General features: G+C 60.1%; 21 protein-coding genes. 6 read left to right on the plus strand and 15 right to left on the minus strand.

Annotated features, from left to right (window positions below; genetic code table 11):
- Positions 1-51: 51 nt before the first annotated feature.
- The 6 genes from GA0061100_RS04025 to GA0061100_RS04050 all read left to right on the plus strand — a co-directional run bounded on the left by GA0061100_RS04025 (position 52) and on the right by GA0061100_RS04050 (position 8,349).
- A complete protein-coding gene (locus tag GA0061100_RS04025; RefSeq protein ID WP_075851362.1) occupies positions 52-387 on the plus strand; it encodes a hypothetical protein in 336 nt (111 codons plus the stop codon).
- 2 nt (positions 388-389) lie between these two features.
- On the plus strand, positions 390-1,277 hold the full coding sequence (locus GA0061100_RS04030) for an ABC transporter permease (protein WP_075851363.1): 888 nt from the start codon (positions 390-392) through the stop codon (positions 1,275-1,277).
- On the plus strand, positions 1,274-2,407 hold the full coding sequence (locus GA0061100_RS04035; protein WP_075851365.1) for an ABC transporter permease: 1,134 nt from the start codon (positions 1,274-1,276) through the stop codon (positions 2,405-2,407). The genes GA0061100_RS04030 and GA0061100_RS04035 overlap by 4 nt, the downstream gene beginning before the upstream one ends.
- A gap of 56 nt (positions 2,408-2,463) precedes the next feature.
- Positions 2,464-3,432, plus strand: a complete 969-nt coding sequence (locus tag GA0061100_RS04040; protein WP_075851367.1) for an ABC transporter substrate-binding protein — start codon at positions 2,464-2,466, stop codon at positions 3,430-3,432.
- 391 nt (positions 3,433-3,823) lie between these two features.
- On the plus strand, positions 3,824-5,014 hold the full coding sequence (locus tag GA0061100_RS04045; protein ID WP_075851369.1) for an efflux RND transporter periplasmic adaptor subunit: 1,191 nt from the start codon (positions 3,824-3,826) through the stop codon (positions 5,012-5,014).
- Positions 5,015-5,028: 14 nt separating this feature from the next.
- Complete coding sequence (locus GA0061100_RS04050) at positions 5,029-8,349, plus strand: efflux RND transporter permease subunit (protein ID WP_075851371.1); 3,321 nt, start codon at positions 5,029-5,031, stop codon at positions 8,347-8,349.
- A gap of 36 nt (positions 8,350-8,385) precedes the next feature.
- Here the strand turns inward: GA0061100_RS04050 and ureG are convergent, their stop codons facing one another.
- From ureG to GA0061100_RS04125, 15 genes are all read right to left on the minus strand, one after another.
- Positions 8,386-8,997 (minus strand): urease accessory protein UreG, encoded by a 612-nt coding sequence (gene ureG / locus GA0061100_RS04055; protein ID WP_075851373.1) that lies wholly within the window; start codon positions 8,995-8,997, stop codon positions 8,386-8,388.
- Positions 8,998-9,193: 196 nt separating this feature from the next.
- Positions 9,194-9,880, minus strand: coding sequence for an urease accessory protein UreF (locus GA0061100_RS04060; protein WP_075851375.1), 687 nt, complete (start codon positions 9,878-9,880; stop codon positions 9,194-9,196).
- Positions 9,880-10,389 (minus strand): urease accessory protein UreE, encoded by a 510-nt coding sequence (gene ureE, locus GA0061100_RS04065; RefSeq protein ID WP_075851377.1) that lies wholly within the window; start codon positions 10,387-10,389, stop codon positions 9,880-9,882. The genes GA0061100_RS04060 and ureE overlap by 1 nt, the downstream gene beginning before the upstream one ends.
- A 78-nt stretch (positions 10,390-10,467) precedes the next feature.
- The gene (locus tag GA0061100_RS04070) at positions 10,468-11,328 is read right to left on the minus strand and encodes a GGDEF domain-containing protein (protein WP_075851379.1); all 861 of its coding nucleotides are present in this window, start codon (positions 11,326-11,328) and stop codon (positions 10,468-10,470) included.
- Between the two features lie 287 nt (positions 11,329-11,615).
- Positions 11,616-13,328 carry an urease subunit alpha gene (ureC, locus tag GA0061100_RS04075; protein WP_075851381.1) on the minus strand — a complete coding sequence of 571 codons (1,713 nt, stop codon included), beginning with the start codon at positions 13,326-13,328 and terminating at the stop codon, positions 11,616-11,618.
- 3 nt (positions 13,329-13,331) lie between these two features.
- Complete coding sequence (locus GA0061100_RS04080) at positions 13,332-13,955, minus strand: Urease operon accessory protein (protein WP_075851382.1); 624 nt, start codon at positions 13,953-13,955, stop codon at positions 13,332-13,334.
- Between the two features lie 17 nt (positions 13,956-13,972).
- On the minus strand, positions 13,973-14,404 hold the full coding sequence (locus GA0061100_RS04085; RefSeq protein ID WP_075851888.1) for a lysozyme inhibitor LprI family protein: 432 nt from the start codon (positions 14,402-14,404) through the stop codon (positions 13,973-13,975).
- A gap of 21 nt (positions 14,405-14,425) precedes the next feature.
- Positions 14,426-14,731 (minus strand): urease subunit beta, encoded by a 306-nt coding sequence (locus GA0061100_RS04090; protein ID WP_069611701.1) that lies wholly within the window; start codon positions 14,729-14,731, stop codon positions 14,426-14,428.
- A gap of 10 nt (positions 14,732-14,741) precedes the next feature.
- Complete coding sequence (locus tag GA0061100_RS04095) at positions 14,742-14,996, minus strand: DUF1272 domain-containing protein (protein WP_075851384.1); 255 nt, start codon at positions 14,994-14,996, stop codon at positions 14,742-14,744.
- Between the two features lie 7 nt (positions 14,997-15,003).
- Complete coding sequence (locus GA0061100_RS04100) at positions 15,004-15,306, minus strand: urease subunit gamma (protein ID WP_034503828.1); 303 nt, start codon at positions 15,304-15,306, stop codon at positions 15,004-15,006.
- Between the two features lie 141 nt (positions 15,307-15,447).
- Positions 15,448-16,269 (minus strand): urease accessory protein UreD, encoded by an 822-nt coding sequence (locus GA0061100_RS04105; protein ID WP_075851385.1) that lies wholly within the window; start codon positions 16,267-16,269, stop codon positions 15,448-15,450.
- 224 nt (positions 16,270-16,493) lie between these two features.
- Positions 16,494-17,189 (minus strand): class I SAM-dependent methyltransferase, encoded by a 696-nt coding sequence (locus tag GA0061100_RS04110; RefSeq protein ID WP_075851386.1) that lies wholly within the window; start codon positions 17,187-17,189, stop codon positions 16,494-16,496.
- Between the two features lie 119 nt (positions 17,190-17,308).
- Positions 17,309-18,280 carry a 2-hydroxyacid dehydrogenase gene (locus tag GA0061100_RS04115; RefSeq protein ID WP_075851387.1) on the minus strand — a complete coding sequence of 324 codons (972 nt, stop codon included), beginning with the start codon at positions 18,278-18,280 and terminating at the stop codon, positions 17,309-17,311.
- A 147-nt stretch (positions 18,281-18,427) separates the two neighbouring features.
- Positions 18,428-19,549: a branched-chain amino acid ABC transporter substrate-binding protein gene (locus GA0061100_RS04120; RefSeq protein ID WP_075851389.1), complete on the minus strand. Its 1,122-nt coding sequence runs from the start codon at positions 19,547-19,549 to the stop codon at positions 18,428-18,430.
- 184 nt (positions 19,550-19,733) lie between these two features.
- Positions 19,734-20,087 (minus strand): DUF6867 family protein, encoded by a 354-nt coding sequence (locus GA0061100_RS04125; protein WP_075851390.1) that lies wholly within the window; start codon positions 20,085-20,087, stop codon positions 19,734-19,736.
- Between the last annotated feature and the right edge of the window lie 20 nt (positions 20,088-20,107).

A 20,107-nucleotide genomic window follows, 5' to 3' on the forward strand; every position in this document is an offset into this window, starting at 1 on the left:
AAGGTGGCTAACAGGCCGGATGAGGGGCCGCACCATGGCCGGAGGCGTATTATGAACCCGCAATTCTTCCTCTGGCTCGTCGGCGCGATGGCGATCTTCATCAGCGGTGCAACCGCTTCACGCGCCTATATCGCCAACAACAACATGTTGGTGCTGATCCTGTCGCTCGCGCTCTATTGCATCGGCAATCTGATGATGGTGCGGCTGATGCGCGAAGGCGGGCTTGGCCTTGCGATCTCTGCCTCCTCCATCGCGCAGCTCGTTGTCGTCAACGTCATCGCCTTCATCGTCTTTGGCGAACGGCTGAGCCTGCAGCAGCTTGCCGGCGTAGGCCTTGGCATCGTCGCCATGATCCTCATGCTGCTTCCGACGCAAGGAAGGGCATGAGCATGGAGAAAGAACAGTTCTTCAAGCACAAGTTCCTGCCGGTCACGACGATCGTCCTGGCGATCATCCTGCTCTGGTACGTCTTCGCCGTCGTCCTCAACGCACCGTTTCAGCGCGATATGGATCGGCGCGGCAATGTCAGCCCGACGACGATGGAATTCATCGGCAAGACGCTGTCACAGCCGAAGCCGACCCTGCCTGCACCGCATCAGGTGGCGCAGAATTTCTTCGAAAACACCTTCCTGCGGGTGCCGACAAGCAACCGCAGCCTTGTCTACAACGCCTGGGTGACGCTGGCTCCCACGGCGATCGGCTTTGCCTTCGGCACAATCCTCGGCGTGCTCTTCGCAGTGGGCATCGTTCACCTCGTCGCGCTCGACCGCAGCCTCATGCCATGGATCATCGCGTCGCAGACGATCCCCATCCTTGCCATAGCGCCGACGATCATCGTCGTCTTCAGCGCGCTCGGCATAGACGGGCTGATCCCCAAGGCGCTAATCTCCACCTACCTGTCATTCTTCCCGGTCACGGTCGGCATGACGAAGGGGCTGCGCTCGCCCGAGATCATGCACCTCGACCTGATGCGCACCTATAATGCCAGCAGCTGGCAGACCTTCTGGAAGCTGCGTGTGCCGGCTTCTATACCCTTCCTCTTCACCTCGATGAAGGTCGCAATCGCCGCGAGCCTCGTCGGCACGATCGTCGGCGAGCTGCCGACGGGGGCAGTCGCCGGTATCGGCGCAAAGCTGCTCGCGGGCTCCTATTACAGCCAGACGATCGACATATGGGCAGCGCTGGTTGCGGGCTCCGTCCTCGCGGCAATTCTCGTCGGCATCGTCAGCGTCGCCGCCCGCATCGTCGAGCGCTCGATGGGAGGCAGAACGGCATGAGATCCTTTCAGTTCTCCTGGCAGGGCGTGCTTGCCATTCTCCTCTGTCTTCTGGCGATCCCTGCCTTGCCGTTGCTGGCAGCGGATGCCACGGCACCCGTCAGCAGCGGTACAAACTTCGTCATCTTCATTCTCATCGCCGCGGCCGCCGCCCTCTCCTTCATGCGTCTCTCCGATGAGTTGAGCGCGGCAACCCTCTTCTTCGGCGCGCATGCGGCGGCATGGCTGCTGCTTGCGGGTATTTCCGGCAATGAGGGCAAGGCGCAAGCGTCCTTCTTCATTCTGATTGCCGCCGCGTGGCTGCTGGCCTGGCGATGCGTGACCGTCCTGTCGTCGATGCGTTCGCACTCGACCGCCGGCAGCTATTCGCTGCGGCTGTTGATCCCGGCGATCTTCGGCATATGGATATTGATCATCTGGGAAGCCGTCACCCGTGGCGCCGGCGTCTCGCTGGTTCTCCTGCCTCCACCAAGCGCCATCGGCACAAGGATTGCCAACTCGCTGCCGACGCTCTGGATCGATGTGCGCCAGACGATCTTCACTGCGGTTCTGATCGGCTACATCATCGGTTGCGCCAGTGGCTTCATCGTCGCTATCCTCGCGGACCGCTTCGCCTTTCTGCGCCGCGGCCTGCTGCCGATCGGCAATCTAGTGTCCGCCCTGCCGATCATCGGCGTCGCACCAATCATGGTCATGTGGTTCGGCTTCGACTGGCAGTCCAAGGCCGCCGTCGTCGTCATCATGACCTTCTTCCCGATGCTGGTGAATACGGTGACTGGTCTTGCCGCCGCCGGCAACATGGAGCGCGACCTGATGCGGACCTACGCATCGAGCTACTGGCAGACACTGTTCAAACTGCGCCTGCCGGCTGCCGCTCCCTTTATTTTCAATGCGCTGAAGATCAACTCGACCCTGGCGATGATTGGTGCCATCGTGGCCGAGTTCTTCGGCACGCCCATGTCGGGCATGGGCTTTCGCATTTCAACCGAAAACGGTCGGTTGAACCTCGACATGGTCTGGGCCGAGATCGCGGTTGCCGCGGTTGCAGGTTCCGTTTTCTACGGTATCGTCGCCATCATCGAACGAATGGTGACGTTCTGGCATCCGTCTATCCGCGGTGGGCAGACGTAATCCAGGATCCCTTCCAAGGGATCGAGGCATAACTCCAGAGGGAAAAGGGTGAAGACATGAAAAAAATAATGTTCGCATTGATGGCAAGTGCCATGACACTTGCCGCCACCCAGGCCGCAATGGCGGCGGACAAGGTGACCCTGCAGCTGAAATGGGTGGCCCAGGCTCAGTTCGGCGGCTATTTCGTCGCCAAGGACAAGGGCTTCTACAAGGACGAAGGCCTCGATGTCGATATCAAGGCGGGCGGGCCTGATATCGCTCCGGAGCAGGTGATCGCCGGCGGCGGCGCCGACGTCATCGTCGACTGGATGGGCGGTGCGCTGGTTGCCCGCGAAAAGGGCGTGCCGCTCATCAACATCGCCCAGCCCTTCGAAAAATCCGGTCTGGAACTGATCTGCCCGAAGGATGGCCCGGTCAAGACGGAGAAGGATTTCAAGGGTCACACCCTCGGCGTCTGGTTCTACGGCAACGAATATCCCTTCTTCGCCTGGATGCACAAACTCGGCCTGAAGACCGACGGCGGCAAGGATGGCGTCAATGTTCTCAAGCAGAGCTTCGACGTGCAGCCCCTCGTCCAGAAGCAGGCCGACTGCATCTCCGTCATGACCTATAACGAGTATTGGCAGGCGATCGATGCCGGCTTCAAGGCTGAAGACCTGACCGTCTTCAACTACACCAAGCTCGGCAACGACCTTCTGGAAGACGGCCTCTACGTCAAGGAAGACAAGCTGAAAGATGCGAAGTTCAAGGCAGACATGGTCAAGTTCGTCCGCGCTTCGCTAAAGGGCTGGAAATATGCCGTCGAGCATCCGGATGAAGCCGCCGAAATCGTCATGGACAATGGCGGCCAGGATGAAAACCACCAGAAGCGCATGGCAGGCGAGGTCGCCAAGCTGATCGGCAACGGCAAGCTCGACATGAAGACCTATGACCGTACGGTCGAAGCCTTGCTCGATCAGAAGATCATCAACAAGAAGCCGGCTGGCGCCTACACGCACGAAATCACCGACGCCGCTCTGAAATAGCCTCAGGGCACGTCGAATCACGGAAACGCGCGGGGCTTCCGGTCTCGCGCGTTTTTTTCATTTTGTAACAGCAGCAACAAAAGGCTGGCTTTCTTGCAGCAATTGCCTGAAAAGCCCTCGGCCATCAACTATTCGAATGCTGACATCACAATGCCGTGATTGCTTCGCAGGGTTGCGAACGATAGAAATGCCCGCGAAATCATTTTCTCGTGATCTTGCGAGAATTGAAAACCGCTCCCATCTACAGAGGCGATTTTAGGATGAGGGACCTGCAGGCATGACAGACGGATATTGATCCGCCGGGGAAGCCGGCTCGCATGCAGTGATCCCCGTGTTCGCGACGGAAAACAGCGAAATCCCTTTTACCAAATGCCGAACTGGAACCGGACGCATGGCCCTCACGCCGTTTAGACTTCTGAGCACGACTGCCATACTGCTTGCCCTGCTAGCCGCATCCACCGCCCAGGCAGAGCAGGCCGCCGTTACGACACCTAAGCAGAACCTGCCCGCAATCGTCATCACCACGGCCACGATGCGCCACCTGACCGACAAGGTCGTCGCGACCGGCACGGTGAAGGCCGTCGAGGAGGTCTACATCCAGCCGCAGGTGGATGGTCTCTCGATCCGCTCGCTCAACGCCGATGTCGGCGACAAGGTCAGCGCGAACAGCACGCTCGCCACGCTGAACGACGATGCCCTTATCCTGCAGAAAAGCCAGATGCAGGCGACGCGGGCGAAGGGCGAGGCAAGCCTTGCACAGCTGCACGCACAGCTCGCCGAAGCCCGCGCCAATGCGGAAGAGGCCGAATTGCAGCGTGCGCGCGCCGTCACCATGGGTGCCAAAGGCACGATGTCGACCTCTTCAGTCGAACAGGCCAATGCATCGGCGGCCGCCAACAAGGCGCGCGTGATCTCCGCCGAGCAAGCAATCGCCGTCGCCGAAGCCGACCTCAAGGTCACCGACAGCCAGATCGCCGACACCGACCTCAAGCTTGCCCGCACCGGCATCAAGACGCCGGTCGCAGGCACCGTCGCCTCGCGCAACGCTCGCGTCGGCGCCATCGCCAACGGCAATGGCGATCCACTTTTCACCATCATCCGCGACAGCCAGCTCGAACTGGTGGTCGATGCCTCCGAAAGCGACATCACCAGGATCTCGACCGGACAGAAGGCCTTGATCGCGCTTTCAGGCAGCCGCGAAAAGCTTGCCGGAACCGTTCGTCTCGTCGCCCCGATCGTCGATTCCGTCACCCGCCTCGGCGCGGTGCATATCACGATCGACGACGGCGAGAAGGCCCGTGCCGGCATGTATGGCAGCGCCGAGATCATCATTCGCCAGGAAGATGGCGTCGCGCTGCCGTTGACGGCCGTCAACAGCGAGGAAAACGGCTCTTCCGCCCGCAAGGTTGAAAACGGCGTGGTCAAGTTCGTGAGTGTCGAGACCGGCATTCAGGACGCAGGCTACGTCGAGATCGTCAAGGGCTTGAAAGCCGGTGATGAGGTCGTCGCCAAGGCGGGTGCCTATGTTCGCGACGGCGACCACATCACGCCGGTACGCGATGCATCGCAAGCCTCCAACTGAGCGAGAACGGCAAGATGAACTTCTCCGCCTGGTCCATCCGAAATCCGGTCGCCCCGCTCCTCGGCTTCTTTCTGCTGATGGTGGTGGGCGCACACGCCTTCTTTAATCTGCCCATTACCCGCTTTCCCAACATCGACGTGCCCATCGTCAACGTCACCGTGACCCAGAGCGGCGCTTCGCCCGCCGAGCTGGAAATGCAGGTGACGAAGGAGATAGAAGACGCCGTCGCCAGCATCAATGGCATCGATGAAATCCAGTCGACCGTCACGGATGGTCAATCGCAGACCGTCGTCGTTTTCCGCCTGGAAGTGCCGACGGCGCAGGCGGTTCAGGATACCAAGGACGCCATAGACCGCATCCGTGGCAATCTGCCGTCGACCATCGACGAACCCATCGTCTCCAAGGTCGATGTGGTCGGCCAGGCGATCCAGAGCTTCGCCGTTTCCTCACCGAACATGTCGCTCGAAGAGCTGTCCTGGTTCGTGGACGATACGGTCAAGCGCGCCCTGCAGGGCAAAGCCGGCATCGGCCGCGTCGACCGCTATGGCGGTGCCGACCGCGAGGTGCGCATCGAGCTCGACCCCAACAAGCTCAATGCCTATGGCATAACGGCGCTCTCGGTGAGCCAGCAGCTGCGCAGTACCAATATCGACCTCGGCTCCGGCCGTGGCCAGGTTGCCGGCAGCGAGCAGGCAATCCGCGTGCTTGGCGATGCCCGCAACGTCGCTCAGCTCGCCGACACCACGATCGCGCTGACCAACGGGCGCTTCGTCAAGCTTTCCGATCTCGGCGCCATCAAGGATACCTATCAGGAGCCGAAGTCCTTCTCGCGCTTCAACAGCGCGCCCGTCGTCACCTTCGGTGTATTCCGCGCCAAGGGGGCCAGCGAAGTGACCGTCGCCCAGCTGGTGGCCGATACGCTCGACAAGGTACGCGTAGAGAACCCGAACGTCTCGATCGAGAAGATCGACGACGCCGTCTACTACACCTATGGCAACTACGAATCCGCGATGCACACGCTGATCGAAGGCGCCATACTGGCTGTCATCGTAGTGTTCCTGTTCCTGCGGAACTGGCGCGCAACGCTGATATCGGCGGTTGCTCTGCCGCTCTCGGCGATCCCGACATTCTGGATCATGAACCAGATCGGCTTCTCGCTGAACCTCGTGAGCTTCCTGGCATTGACGCTGGCAACAGGCATCCTCGTCGACGACGCCATCGTCGAAATCGAGAACATCGCCCGCCACATCAAGATGGGCAAGACGCCTTATCGCGCCGCCATCGATGCTGCCGACGAAATTGGGCTCGCCGTCATCGCGACCACCTTCACCATCATCGCGGTCTTCGTGCCCGTCTCCTTCATGCCGGGCATTCCGGGCCAATACTTCATCCAGTTCGGCCTGACGGTTGCCTTCTCGGTGTTCTTCTCGCTGCTTGTGGCACGCCTGATCACCCCGATGATGGCCGCCTATCTGATGCGCGCCGAAGATGGCGTCGACGACCATCATGACAATGACGGCCGTTTCATGCGTGGCTACAGCTGGCTTGTGCGGGCGACGACGAAGCGCTGGTACACGCGCTATCCGACGCTGATTGCCGCCTTCGCCTTCTCGGTCGCTTCGGTCTTCGCGCTCATCATGTTCGTCCCCGGCAGCTTCATTCCGCCGGAAGACTCCTCGCGCATCGTTCTATCGGCCGAACTGCCGCCGAACGCCCGCCTCGACGATACGGAACAGGCCACCAACGAGATCTATCGCCGCGTCAAGGGCATCGACGGCGTCGACAGCGTCTTCGTGCTCGGCGGCGCCTCGCCGAAGGGCGATCTTGAGCTGCGCCGGGCCACCGTGACGCTGACGCTCGGCAAGCTCGACCAGTCGCTGGCGAAGAAGCTGGTAAACGACGTCCTCGGCTCGCTGCCCGTCATCGGCCCTCACCTGCCGAAGGTCACCGTCCATGGCCGCGTGCGTCCGCAATGGGAAATCGAAAAGGAAGTCTTCGCGAAGCTGCGCTCGATCCCCGACGTCCGCATCACCAAACTGAACGACCGCGGCGACCGCGACCTGACCTATAACTTCCTCTCGCGCAGCGAAAAGGATCTGAACCAGGCGGTCGGCATTCTGGAAGCTAAGCTGCGCACCGACCCGGCGCTCGCCAATGTCAGCGCCGACGGCGCGCTGCCACGCCCCGAACTGCAGATCCATCCGCGCAAGGACGAGGCGGCCCGTCTCGGTATCACGCCGCAGATGATCTCCGACACGATCCGCGTGGCGACCATTGGCGATATAGACGCTTCGCTTGCGAAGATCTCGCTCGACGATCGTCAGATCCCGATCCGCGTTCAGGCTTCGCTCGGTATGCGCCGCGATCTGGCGGCGATCCGTGCCCTGCGCATCAAGACATCGACGGGCACCACCGTGCCCTTGTCGAGCGTCGCCGACATCGACTATTCGGAGGGCCTATCCTCCATCAAGCGCAATAACCGCTTCCGTGTCGTCGCCATCGGCGCCGACCTACCGCAGGGCGTGGCGTTGGATACGGCATCCGACCACTTCCTCGAGATCGTCAACAACGCCAAGATCCCGGCAACCGTGCATCTGGCCGAAAGCGGCGATACCAAGGTGCAGAAGGAAATGGAGCAGAGCTTCGGCAATGCGATGCTGCTCGGCCTCATGCTCGTTCTGACCGTGCTGATCCTGCTGTTCAAGGATGTGATCCAGCCCTTCACCATTCTGCTGTCGCTGCCCCTGGCGATCGGTGGCGTGGCGCTCGCCCTGATCCTGACCGGCAACGCACTGTCCATGCCCGTCATGATCGGCATCCTGATGCTGATGGGTATCGTCACGAAGAACGCCATCCTGCTCGTCGATTTCGCCATCGAGATGATGCACCAGGGCATGCCGCGACTCGAAGCGGTCGTCGAAGCCGGCCGCAAGCGCGCCCGCCCGATCATCATGACCTCGATCGCCATGTCGGCCGGCATGTTGCCTTCCGCGCTTGGTGTCGGCGAAGGCGGCTCGTTCCGCGCGCCGATGGCAATTGCTGTCATCGGCGGCATCATCGTTTCCACCGTGCTCAGCCTGGTGGTCGTGCCGTCCTTCTTCCTGATCATGGACGACCTGTCCCGCCTGCTCGGCTTCCTCTTCGGCAGGCTTGTCGGCAGGAAGGATGCGGATGATGAAGTCGTGACGAAGGAAGGCCTTGCCGTCGCCGTCAATGAAAACCGCCTATCGCTCACCAGCCTGGAGGAGCGGCTTGAGGCCATCGAGAACAAGGATGGCAGAAGCAGGCCCGTGGGCACGAATGTCCTAAAGCTGCCGCCCTTCGCAGCAGAATAGAGCGGCTTTAGCGGATGAAATGAACGACTGGGCGGCTCAAAGGCCGCCCTGTTCCTTCAGGAAATCGACGATCTTGCTGACGCCCTCGCCCCGTTTCATGTCGGAAAAGACGAAGGGACGCGCCTGGCGCATACGCGTAGCGTCGCGGTCCATCACGTCGAGATCCACTTCGACGAAGGGCGCCAGATCCTTCTTGTTGATGACCAGAAGGTCGGATTTAGTGATACCGGGGCCGCCCTTGCGCGGGATTTCCTCCCCCTGGCACACCGAGATCACATAGATGGTGATATCGGCAAGATCGGGCGAGAAAGTCGCTGCCAGATTGTCGCCGCCGGACTCGATGAAGACAACGTCGAGATCGGGAAGCCGCTCGTTCAGACCGGCAATGGCCTGCAGATTGATCGTCGCATCCTCGCGGATCGCCGTATGAGGGCATCCACCCGTCTCGACGCCGACGATGCGATCCGAAGGCAACGCCTGCATGCGCACCAGCGCTTCGGCGTCCTCGGTCGTATAGATGTCGTTGGTAACAACGGCGACGGAATAATCGTCACGCATCGCCTTGCACAGTTTCTCCGTCAATGCCGTCTTGCCGGAACCGACCGGGCCGCCGATGCCGACGCGCAAGGGTCCATGTCTCGATTTCATGCTCGCAACTCCGATAAAGCAACAGAGCAATTCCAGGAAAAGTGCGTAGCGGTTTTCCGTCCGGAATTGCGTAAAGGGATAGAGCGTTTTCGCCTTTCGAAGAAAAGCGGAATGGCTCTAGAATAGCGAAGCACCCGACCGCCGCACAGCGGCGAATGACGTAGGTGGCGCCTCGGTTGCAGTATTTTCGTACGCATCATGAGCGGAAGAGCCGCGTACGCTGGATCTCATGGCGCAAGCTCGCAATATCCGCCTGCACCGTCGCAGCTCCAAGATCATCCAGGCTGGATTGGGCAGCCCGTCGCGCAACATCTGCAAAGAAACCTTCCAGCCTCGCAAGGACGGCAACGCCATCTTTCTGCCCGCTGACGCCAAGGCGAATGCCGGCAGATACCATCTGCGAGGCCAGCGCGTGCAGGAAGGCGGCAGCCGCCTTTTCCACTGAAATGCCATGTGCGCCGGCAATGACGCCGACCGCAACCGGATAGGCCATTCTTGTCGGGAGCGTGGAAAAGATCTCGTGCGGCCAGGCGGCAGCTGCCGAGAGAAAGGCATCTCCAAGCAGTATGGTTTCGTTATGGCGCTCCTTCGAGCCGGCCAGTGCCTCCGCAAGCTCTGCAACGGCCGCAAGCCGCTTTATATCCGAGCTTGCCCGATGCGCCTCGACCAGCAGCACCGCATCATTCCACACCGAACCGTTCCGGATCAGCGTGGAAATCCAGCCTTCGAGCCCGATGCTGTCGCGTACCAGATTGTCATGCACAGCGCGCTCGAGACCGCCGGAATAGGCGAACGATCCCACAGGAAACGCCGGCGACAACCAGGCCATCAGCCGCAGGAGCGCCTGCAGATCGCCATTATCCGAAACTGCCCTATCGATCATCACGGTTCAATCGTGCGAGTGGTGAGATGATCTTGCCCATGGTCATGATGATGATCGTGGCCATGCGAATGACCGCCATGGGAGTGATAGGCGCCGCGCGCGGGCTGGAAAGTCTCGCTGACTTCGGTCACCGTCGCACCCAGCCCCTCAAGCATGGAGCGGATCACATGGTCGCGCAGGATCAGAATGCGCTCGTCCTCGATCTGCGCGGAAAGATGGCGGTTGCCGAGATGCCAGGCAAGCTCGATCAGATGCCTGCGGTCGCGCGGACGAATCTCGAAAAGCTTTTCGTCTGCCGCAACGATCTCGATCAGCTCGCCATCCTCGCGCACCAGCAGATCGCCGCTGGCAAATAGCACCGGCTCCTTGAGATCGAGCATGACCATCTCTCCATTTTCGAGATGCAGCAGCTTGCGGCGCAGATGCCTGAGATCATGCGGCAGCACGACGCGATCGATCGGATTGGAGGAAGGGGTGCCGGCCGGCAGATAAGAGGTGACACGTAGCATGGCTGTTCCAAATAAATACTTTTTCAGACCATGCAAAATAGTCGACTCCCGCGCAAGCATCAATGATGCGCGGCAGCCTCACATCCGCTGCACATAGCGTTGCAACTCCCTGACATCCGTGGTCGCCTCCTGTTCCTGCTCGGTGGCGCAGCGATGCCAGACTTGCGACAGCCGCTCGCGCTCGTGCATGACACGATTGCGGCCGAGCGTCTTGGCAAGATAAAGCGCCTTGTCGGCAGCAGCGTAGACCGCTTCCGTCTTGCGATCCTTGCTGATGTCGGCAATCCCTGCGGAAATGGTGATCTTCACCGACCCGCCTTCAATGGCGATCGGATGTTCGGCAATCTGCTCCTTGATCTCCTCAACGCGCGCGATGCGCTCGGCCGTATCGCCGCCATGGATGATGACGCCGAATTCCTCGCCACCAAGCCTTGCAATCACGTCTTCTCCGGTGAAGGCATCGGAAAATAGCCGCGATACGGCAACGATTACCGCATCACCGGATGCATGCCCGAAACGATCGTTGATCGTCTTGAATCGATCCAGGTCGAAAATCGCCAGCGAAGCACCGTCTCCCGCCATATTCAACGCCTCGGTAAAGGCACGGCGATTGAGCAGGCCGGAGAGCATATCGGTGCGGCTCAACCGCTCGAACTCGGCACGGGAAACCGCGAGCCTATGGATGGAAAAGCCTGCCAGCACCGCGAGCGCGCCGGACACGGTGCCTCCGATGATCCATGCCAGCAGAACACCAAAGCGCATCGCCTCAAAGATCGGCAGCGGCAGAAGATCGAGCCATTGCAGCACAAAAACCAGCACCAGGATGATCCCCAGCGACATGATGACCGCGACGAAACTCATCTTAAGCGCGAAAATAAAAATCGCACGTCGCTGCTGAAAATTACCGAGTTCGGCCTGCAGCGAAATCCATTGCTTCATGCGATTCACCTTCCTCAGCCCACTATTTCGATCATGTGAGATAGGGGTGAAGACGCTTCCAGGTCTTTAATGTAACAATTAAAATGCGATGCATTTCCCAAGTTGTGAACAGCCAACGGCGCCCACCCGAAAAAGCTGAATTGCAACAGTGAGGTCTAACCTCAGCCCTGCTGCATCGTTGCTTCGATAATGTGCTGTATTCGGTGCACGGCATAAGAAAACCCCGGTAAAACCGGGGCTTTTACATGTGCAGCCGATTGGGCCGATCATTGCGCGCTGAACCGCCCTCAGAAGAGGAAGTAGCGTTGCGCCATCGGCAGAAGCGTCGCCGGTTCGCAGGTCAGGAGCTCGCCGTCGGCCCGCACTTCATAGGTTTCGGGGTCCACCTCGATATGCGGCGTCAGGCTGTTGTGGATCATCGATGCCTTGGAAATGCCGCCACGCGTGTTCCTGACGGGCAGCAGCGTCTTGGCGATACCGAGCTTGCCGGCGAGCCCGGCATCAAAAGCGGCCTGCGAAACGAACGTCACCGAGGAATTCGTCCGGTTTTTGCCATAGGCGCCGAACATCGGCCGGTAATGCATCGGCTGCGGCGTCGGGATGGAGGCATTCGGGTCGCCCATGGGAGCAGCCGCAATGGAGCCACCAAGCAGAACCATTTCCGGCTTCACACCGAAGAAGGCCGGATTCCAGAGTACCAGATCGGCACGTTTCCCGACTTCGATCGAACCGACCTCATGGCTGACGCCATGCGCAATGGCCGGGTTGATCGTATATTTGGCGATGTAGCGCTTCGCACGGAAATTGTCGTTGTCGCCGGTCTCCTGTGCCAGGCGGCCGCGCTGGCGCTTCATCTTGTCGGCGGTCTGCCAGGTGCGGATCGCCACTTCACCGACGCGGCCCATCGCCTGGCTGTCGGATGAAATGATCGAGAAGGCGCCGATATCGTGGAGAATATCCTCCGCCGCGATAGTCTCCTTGCGGATGCGGCTTTCGGCAAAGGCGATATCCTCGGGAATGGAGGGCGACAGGTGATGGCAGACCATCAGCATGTCCAGATGCTCGGCGATCGTATTAACCGTATAGGGCCGCGTCGGGTTGGTCGAAGATGGAATGACGTTCGACTGGCCGCAGATCTTGATAATGTCGGGCGCATGGCCGCCACCCGCCCCTTCCGTGTGGAAGGCATGGATCGTGCGACCCTTGATGGCGCCGATCGTATCCTCGACGAAACCGCTTTCATTCAACGTATCCGTGTGAATCATCACCTGCACGTCGTATTCGTCTGCAACGCTGAGGCAGCAATCGATCGCCGCCGGCGTCGTGCCCCAATCCTCGTGCAGCTTGAGCGAGCAGGCACCGCCGAGCACCATCTCTTCCAGGGCTGCGGGAACGGACGCATTGCCCTTGGCGGACAGGCCGATATTCATCGGAAAGGCATCGAAGGATTCGATCATGCGCGCCAGATGCCAGGGTCCCGGCGTGCAGGTCGTCGCCAGCGTCCCATGTGCCGGTCCGGTACCGCCCCCGAGCATAGTTGTCATGCCCGACATCAGGGCTTCCTCGATCTGCTGCGGGCAGATGAAATGGATATGGCTATCCATGCCGCCGGCGGTCACGATCTTGCCCTCACCTGCGATCGCTTCCGTGCCCGGCCCGACGATGATGTTGACATCGGGTTGCGTATCCGGATTGCCGGCCTTGCCGATCGCGACGATGCGGCCATCCTTCAAGCCGATATCTGCCTTCACGATCCCCCAATGATCGAGGATCAACGCATTGGTGATGACAGTATCGACTGCACCATTTGCCCGCGTCACCTGGCTCTGACCCATACCATCGCGAATGACCTTGCCGCCGCCGAACTTCACCTCCTCGCCATAGGTGGTGAAATCCTTCTCCACCTCGATGAACAATTCGGTATCGGCCAGACGCACTTTGTCGCCGACGGTCGGTCCGAACATGCTGGCATAGGCGGCGCGAGAAATCCTGTAGGGCATCAATCAATCTCCTTGGGAGGCAGAGAGGAGGTTCGTGTCGGCAAGTCGCCTCAGGCGGCCGAGGGATATGTAGGCGTCTACCAGCCGTTTCTCGGCGGCAAAGGGATGCTCTTCCCAGCCGGTGTGGCTGAAGCCGGTAATGGCGATATCGTCGTCGGGATGGCGCGCCATCACCTCGGCAATCACGATCAGGCCGCTGCTCGGCACCACGTAGGAGCCGGGATCATGCTCTGCGAGTGCCGCATCGACACCTTCGTGAATGGATTGACCGATCACGACATGCTGCTTGCCGGTTGCATGACAGAAGGCGGTGAACTGGTCGGTATAATCGTCGCAGAAATCGTCCAGCTCTGGATGTGAGATCGCCAGCGGCGCACGCAGCGCCGCGAATTTGATCGGATCACGCACGCTCCAGATCTCGGATGCGGAAGCAACGGCAGGGCTCTTGCGCCACTCGGCCGAACCGAGCATGGCGCGCGCCGGCCGGCCGGTGTTGCAAACGGCAACGACATCGGTCCGGCTGCCGCCGGCCCCCATCGAGCGGCAATCGTTGAAACGGATCACGAGATCGGCGGCATCGATGACAGCTGCGGCGCCTGCCGCAACCTCACCATTCCCGACGATCATCACGCTGCGCCTGGAACTCACTGATTGCCCTCCGGTCCATCGGCGAGGTCCTTCAGTTCCTTGGTTCGCGTCTTGGTCAAATCAGCTTTGCAGCCGGAAACGAGCATCGGCTCCATCGAGCCGCCACGTGCCTGAAATCCTTGCGCCTCGCACTCGCCGTCTCGATAATCCACCCAGGCACGCTGCGCCTTGATAAGTGCCTTTTCGGCGCCCTTCATGTCGTTGTCGAGATCCGCATCGATGGCAACCATCGCCGCGCGTGTCTTCTTGTATTGCGCGTTCAGCGCCTTGTCGGCCTCACCGAATTCGAGCACAGCACAAACGTTCAGGTCCGTCTGTGTCTCTGCCTTGGCACAATCGACCTTCGGTTCGTTCATGGTCTGCTGTGCAGAGACTGGACTGCAGATCAGGACTGCAGCGAGAGCCGCAGCGGGTACAAGCAATTTCATCAACATCAAATCCCCCAAAGGCTACAGTTTGCCCATGACCTGCTGACGGAAGCCGTAGACTTCGCGCTTGCCCGATAGCGGGATCAGCGTGACCGAGCGTGTCTGTCCTGGCTCGAAACGCACGGCGGTTCCGGCGGGAATGTCGAGCCGCATGCCCCTTGCCTTGTCGCGGTCGAATGAAAGCCCGGCATTGGTCTCGGCAAAGTGATAATGGCTTCCGACCTGAACTGGCCGATCGCCGGTATTGGAAACCTCGAGCGTCACCGTCGGCGCTCCGGCATTGAGTTCGATGTCGCCGCCTGCGGCGATGATTTCACCTGGGATCATGGTTTTCTCCTCATGCGGCCCGAACGGGCGCACATCCCTCAGCTTTCAGAACACGCTTGGTCGAAGCGGGATATTTGGCAAGCAAGGCTGCTGGACGGATGGGGCGCTGGACGAAATCGCCGCCGCAATTCGGGCAGACGCCGCTCAATACGGTATCGACACAATCGGCACAGAACGTGCACTCGAAGGTGCAGATCATCGCTTCCTTGCTCTCCGGCGGCAAATTCCTGTCGCAGCATTCGCAATTGGGCCTCAGCTCCAGCATGGCAACCTCACCGGATGGGTTCGTGGACGGTCACGAGCTTGGTGCCGTCGGGAAATGTCGCCTCGACCTGAACATCATGGATCATCTCGGCAATGCCTTCCATCACCTGATCGCGCGTGATGACATGGGCACCGGCCTCCATGAGCTCGGCAACCGGGCGGCCGTCCCGCGCGCCTTCGACCACGAAGTCCGTGATCAGCGCAATGGCTTCGGGATGATTGAGCTTGACGCCGCGCTCCAGCCGCCGCCGCGCCACCATCGCCGCCATGGAAATCAGCAGCTTGTCTTTTTCTCTCGGAGTAAGGTTCATCGCCTACCTATGTGATTGCTGTTGTCAGAGCATGATGCCGAAAAGTGTCAGGGGATTTCGGACAGCATCATGCTCTACTTCTTTGATTTTGGAGCCGGATGATTTTAGTCAAGCAGGCCTAAAATCATCCGGCTCCGGAGACTATAGGTTCCAGACTTTCGGCACAGGCGCTCCGTTGCGCAAGGCGGAAATGATCGGAATGAGGATTTTTCTGAGCGCGAAACCATCGGCAGCAACCAGACGCACGACGAGCTTCTCGCCCCAGTGGCTGGCGCCTCCCATATGTGCTTCAAGGAGCGGCCTGATCCGGCCGAGATAGGTTTCGGCCAGCGGACCGACATAGAGCAAGGTCGCAAAGGCCACCTGATCGTCAAGCACCGCCATTTTCGCCGTCAATGCGGCCACATCACCATCCAGCCGCAACTCCTCGGCATGAACCAGCCGTCCGCCGCGACGGATACGCCAGCGATCGCGAAACAGCCCCCGCTCCATTGCCTCGCCCATGGCTTTCCGCCCGAGGAGGATCGCCTCGACGGCAAGGAATTCGGCCGCGTCGTCAAGCTCGACATTCAACGCACGCGAAAGCGAGGCGCGATCGAACAGGATAGTCTCCTGCGGCAACCAATCGACGCGCGCGCCACTACCGACCTTGATGGACGTCTCAACCTCCGCCGTCCCGGCGGAGGCCTTGTAGATCTTCTCGCAGGCCTGCGTCGTCACATCGATGCGCGTGCCCGGCGCGGCGGCAATGCTCCAGTCCATCCGGTCGCCGCCCGTCAGACCGCCGGCGGTGTTGATGATGACTGCCTCCATGGAATGATCGAAGGTTTCCGGCAGCCTGATCTTGGCCGCCCCTTCCTGAAAGAGCTCAGCCAGACGCGTGCGGCCGCCAAGCGACTTCGCCGCCAGATGGCCGCGACCTCGCGCCCTCTGCGGTCTCGTGCCTGCCGCCGTCATTGCCATCAGCCTCTCCACATATCACATCATGCCAAAGCCCGGACATTGAAGCCCGGCAAGGAATAAATGCAAGCAATTCCTGTGCCTTATGTGATCTCCCGCAACATCGGCCTGACGCTGGCCACATCAGCCGCATTTTTCGTCAAACGCCGAAAAGAAAGGCAGTGGGCTTCAGTGAGCCGAACAGGTATCAGAAGCAGATCTGTGGAAAGCTCTACCTGTGAAGCGTATTACCCTTTCACCGCCGAGAAGAAGAGGAAACGTGGCTTGGTCGTCAGGCTCTTGTAGGCTTCCGGGAAAAGAGTGCTAACCTTGGGATCCGGCCGCGGTTCGCTCACGACATCGATCCGAAACCCGGCCGATTTCAGCGCATCGAACATGGCATGCAGCGGCCGGTGCCAAAATCGCATGGTGATGTCCTTGCCGCCACGGCGCCACGTCTCGCTGAAATTATAGGTCTCGAAATAGCTTTCACCACTGGCCGGATCATGATCCATGAACGGGTGATGCGTCGAAAAAATCAGGCGGCCGCCATCGGACAGGACGCGCCTGAACTCCGAAAGAGGCCGCGACCAATCGCGCAGATAGTGCATGACCAATGAGGCCATGACCAAATCGAAGGCGCCGTCTTCGAAAGGTAAGCGCTCGTTCAAATCCGCCAGCAAGAATCGCGCCCGCCCTTCCAGGCGATGCCGCGCGATTTCGAGCAAGCCCGCGCTCGCATCGACACCGGTCAGGATCGCTCCCCGATCGACGAGAGCGGCAGCATGAGCCCCGCCTCCACAACCCGCATCGAGAACGCGAAATCCGGCAACGTCGCCGGCGAGCGAGAGAATTGCCGGCCGCTCGTAATAGGCATTCCAGGCATTGTTCTCGTTGTCGGCCTGATAGGCGGCTGCGAACGCATCATAGTCATTCTCAGACACTGTCCCTCCTTGCCGGAAAACGGCACACACAGCGCACTTTAAATGGTTGACGCCTTCACCCTATGGATACGCGTCTCTTCAGCGACGTCGTATCACAATCGATACCCCTGCTTTCCCGCCTAAGCCACACGATCCGGCGGCTCTTGTCCGGCAAAGAAGGCGGTGACATTGTCCACCACCTTCATGCCCATGGCGGTGCGCGTCTCCTCCGTGGCACTGCCGAGGTGCGGCAGAAGCACGACATTGTCCATTGCCCGCAACCGCTCGGGAAGATGCGGCTCCGCCTCGTAGACATCGAGACCGGCGCCGCGGATCGTTCCCTGCTCCAATGCTGATATCAGCGCCGTCTCGTCGACGACATCACCCCTTGCGGTATTGATCAGGAAGGCGCCGGGCTTCATGGCGGCAAAGCGATCCGCATTCATTAGATGGCGGTTCTCGGCCCCTCCAGGGCAATGCAATGAGACGAAATCAGCAATTTCCAGAACATCCTCGACCGTCTGCAATTGCACGGCGCCATAGCGTGCGGCTTCCATGGGATCGATGGCGGAGCGATTGTAGAAGACGACATCCATGCCGAAGCCGAAGTGACAGCGCTGCGCGAAGGCCCGACCGATGCGGCCAAAGCCGATAATGCCGACGGTCTTGCCCGTCACTTTGGTACCAACGAGGTGCGTGGGTCGCCAGCCGGTCCAGGCACCGGCCCGCACTTCGCGCTCGCCTTCGCCGCCGCGCCGGGCAACCGAAAGAAGCAGCAGCATGGCGATATCGGCCGTGCAGTCCGTCAGCACGCCAGGCGTGTTGGTGACGACCACGCCCTTTTCCTTGGCAGCCTTGATATCGATGTGATTGAAGCCGACGCCGAAATTGCCGAGGATCTTCGCGCGGATCACCTCTCCCTCGAAGAGCGCGGCCGGAAGTCTATCGGAAACGGTCGGCAGAACAGCATCATGGGTAAGCAGCGCCTCGCGCAGCTGCCCGGCATCGAGAGCTTCGTCATCCCGGTTCAAAGTGGTGTCGAAACGCTCCGAAAGCACCGCCTCGACCACCGACGGCCAGCGCCGGGTCACAAGAATACGGGGGTTGCTCATGCTGTGATCCTCCTGCCGATACAGGCGAGACTTAAAGCAGCTTCGGCGTGAAGGAAATGGCGAACCGCTATCGCGAATATGAAAAAGCCCGACCAATGGCCGGGCTTCCCAGATTTTGCCTATGCCGGAAAACCGGCATCGCAAAGCTTACTTCGCGATTTCGGCGTAGTTGTACTTGCCGTCGGAACCCTTGGACCACTTGTACATGACGTAGTCCGGACGGGTGATGTCACCCTTGGCGTTGAAGCCGAGGTCGCCGATAGCGGTCTTGAACGGACCCTTTGCCTTGATTGCGTCGGCAACGGCCATGGGGTCGTTGGAGCCGGCAGCCTTGGCAGCAGCAGCGATGACCTGCAGGGCAGAGTAGGAGTACAGCGTATAGCCTTCCGGCTCATAGCCGGCAGCACGGAACTTGGCAACGAGATCGGCAGAAGCCGGGTTCTTGCGCGGGTCCGGAGCGAAGGTCATCAGCGTACCGTCGACGGCGTCGCCGGCGATCGAAGCCAACTCGTTCGAAACGATACCGTCACCCGACATGAAGTGAGCCTTCACGCCCTGGTCGGCCATCTGGCGCATGATAAGGCCGGCTTCGGTGTGCAAACCGCCGTAGTAGACGAAGTCGACGCCAGCCTGCTTCATCTTGGCGATGAGAGCCGAGTAGTCCTTGTCGCCGGGGGTGATGCCTTCATAAAGAACTTCCTTCACGCCGTCGGCGTTGAGGTTCTTCTTGGTTTCGTCGGCAAGACCCTGGCCATACGGGGTCTTGTCATGAACGACGGCAACCTTGGCGCCCTTGAAATTGTCGGCGATATACTTGCCGGCAACCTCGCCCTGCTGGTCGTCGCGACCGCAAGTACGGAAGGTGTTCCACAGGCCGCGCTCGGTGAACTGCGGGTTGGTCGAAGCGGGAGTGATCTGCAGGATGCCGTTTTCAGCGTAAACTTCCGAAGCCGGAATGGAAACGCCCGAGTTGAAGTGACCGACAACGAACTTGACGCCGTCAGCGACGAACTTGTTGGCAACCGAAACGCCCTGCTTGGCATCGGAGACATCGTCGCCGAGTTCGATCTTGATCTTTTCCCCGTTGATGCCACCGGCCGCATTGATGTCGGCAGCTGCCTGCTCTGCACCCTTCTGAAGCTGCGCGCCAAACGCAGCGTTCGGGCCGGTCAACGGACCACCAACGCCAACAATGATGTCGGCCTTCGCAACGCCGCCAAAAGCGATCATCGCCGACAAAGCCACCGCCGACAGAAGATACTTCTTCATATTATTACTCCCAATTTTTAAGCGGGTTCCGTTTGATCTGCCCTGCGCGATACCCACCAATCATCACGCCGGTAACGCTTGCATTTCGAACTCTGGAAGCATGACCCGGCCCGTTCCCGTCTGTTTTTATGGGCTGGGTGACGCTCTTGGTTGTACGCAGACTGTGCCTAGTTTAGGCGCACTGTCAATTCTTCTTCTTCCAAGAAAAGGCCGAGGTCTTTTCATAGAGCCAATAATAATTATTCACCATCTGATCGGTACGTCGATACCGGTATCCTGCCGTCGCAAAGATCAGTAGAAGCGCGACATCGATGATGTAGATGGTGACGTCGAACACCGGGCCATTGAACAGCGCATGGTGCAGAAACTGCAGGCCAAGGCCGATCAGAAAGCTATAGATGACGACAAGCGGATAGGTTTCCCAGTTGGACGCGACGGCGCGGCCAGCGCGCCATGCGGTCCAGAAACCGAGGATGACGATGACAGCGCGGATGACCATGCGGCCGCCGGTATCGGTGTCGAAGAGAAGTCCCTGCATCTCAAATTCTCCGCGAAACG

The sequence above is a fragment of the Martinezella hainanensis genome (genome assembly GCF_900094555.1).
In the GTDB taxonomy this organism is placed as follows: domain Bacteria; phylum Pseudomonadota; class Alphaproteobacteria; order Rhizobiales; family Rhizobiaceae; genus Rhizobium; species Rhizobium hainanense.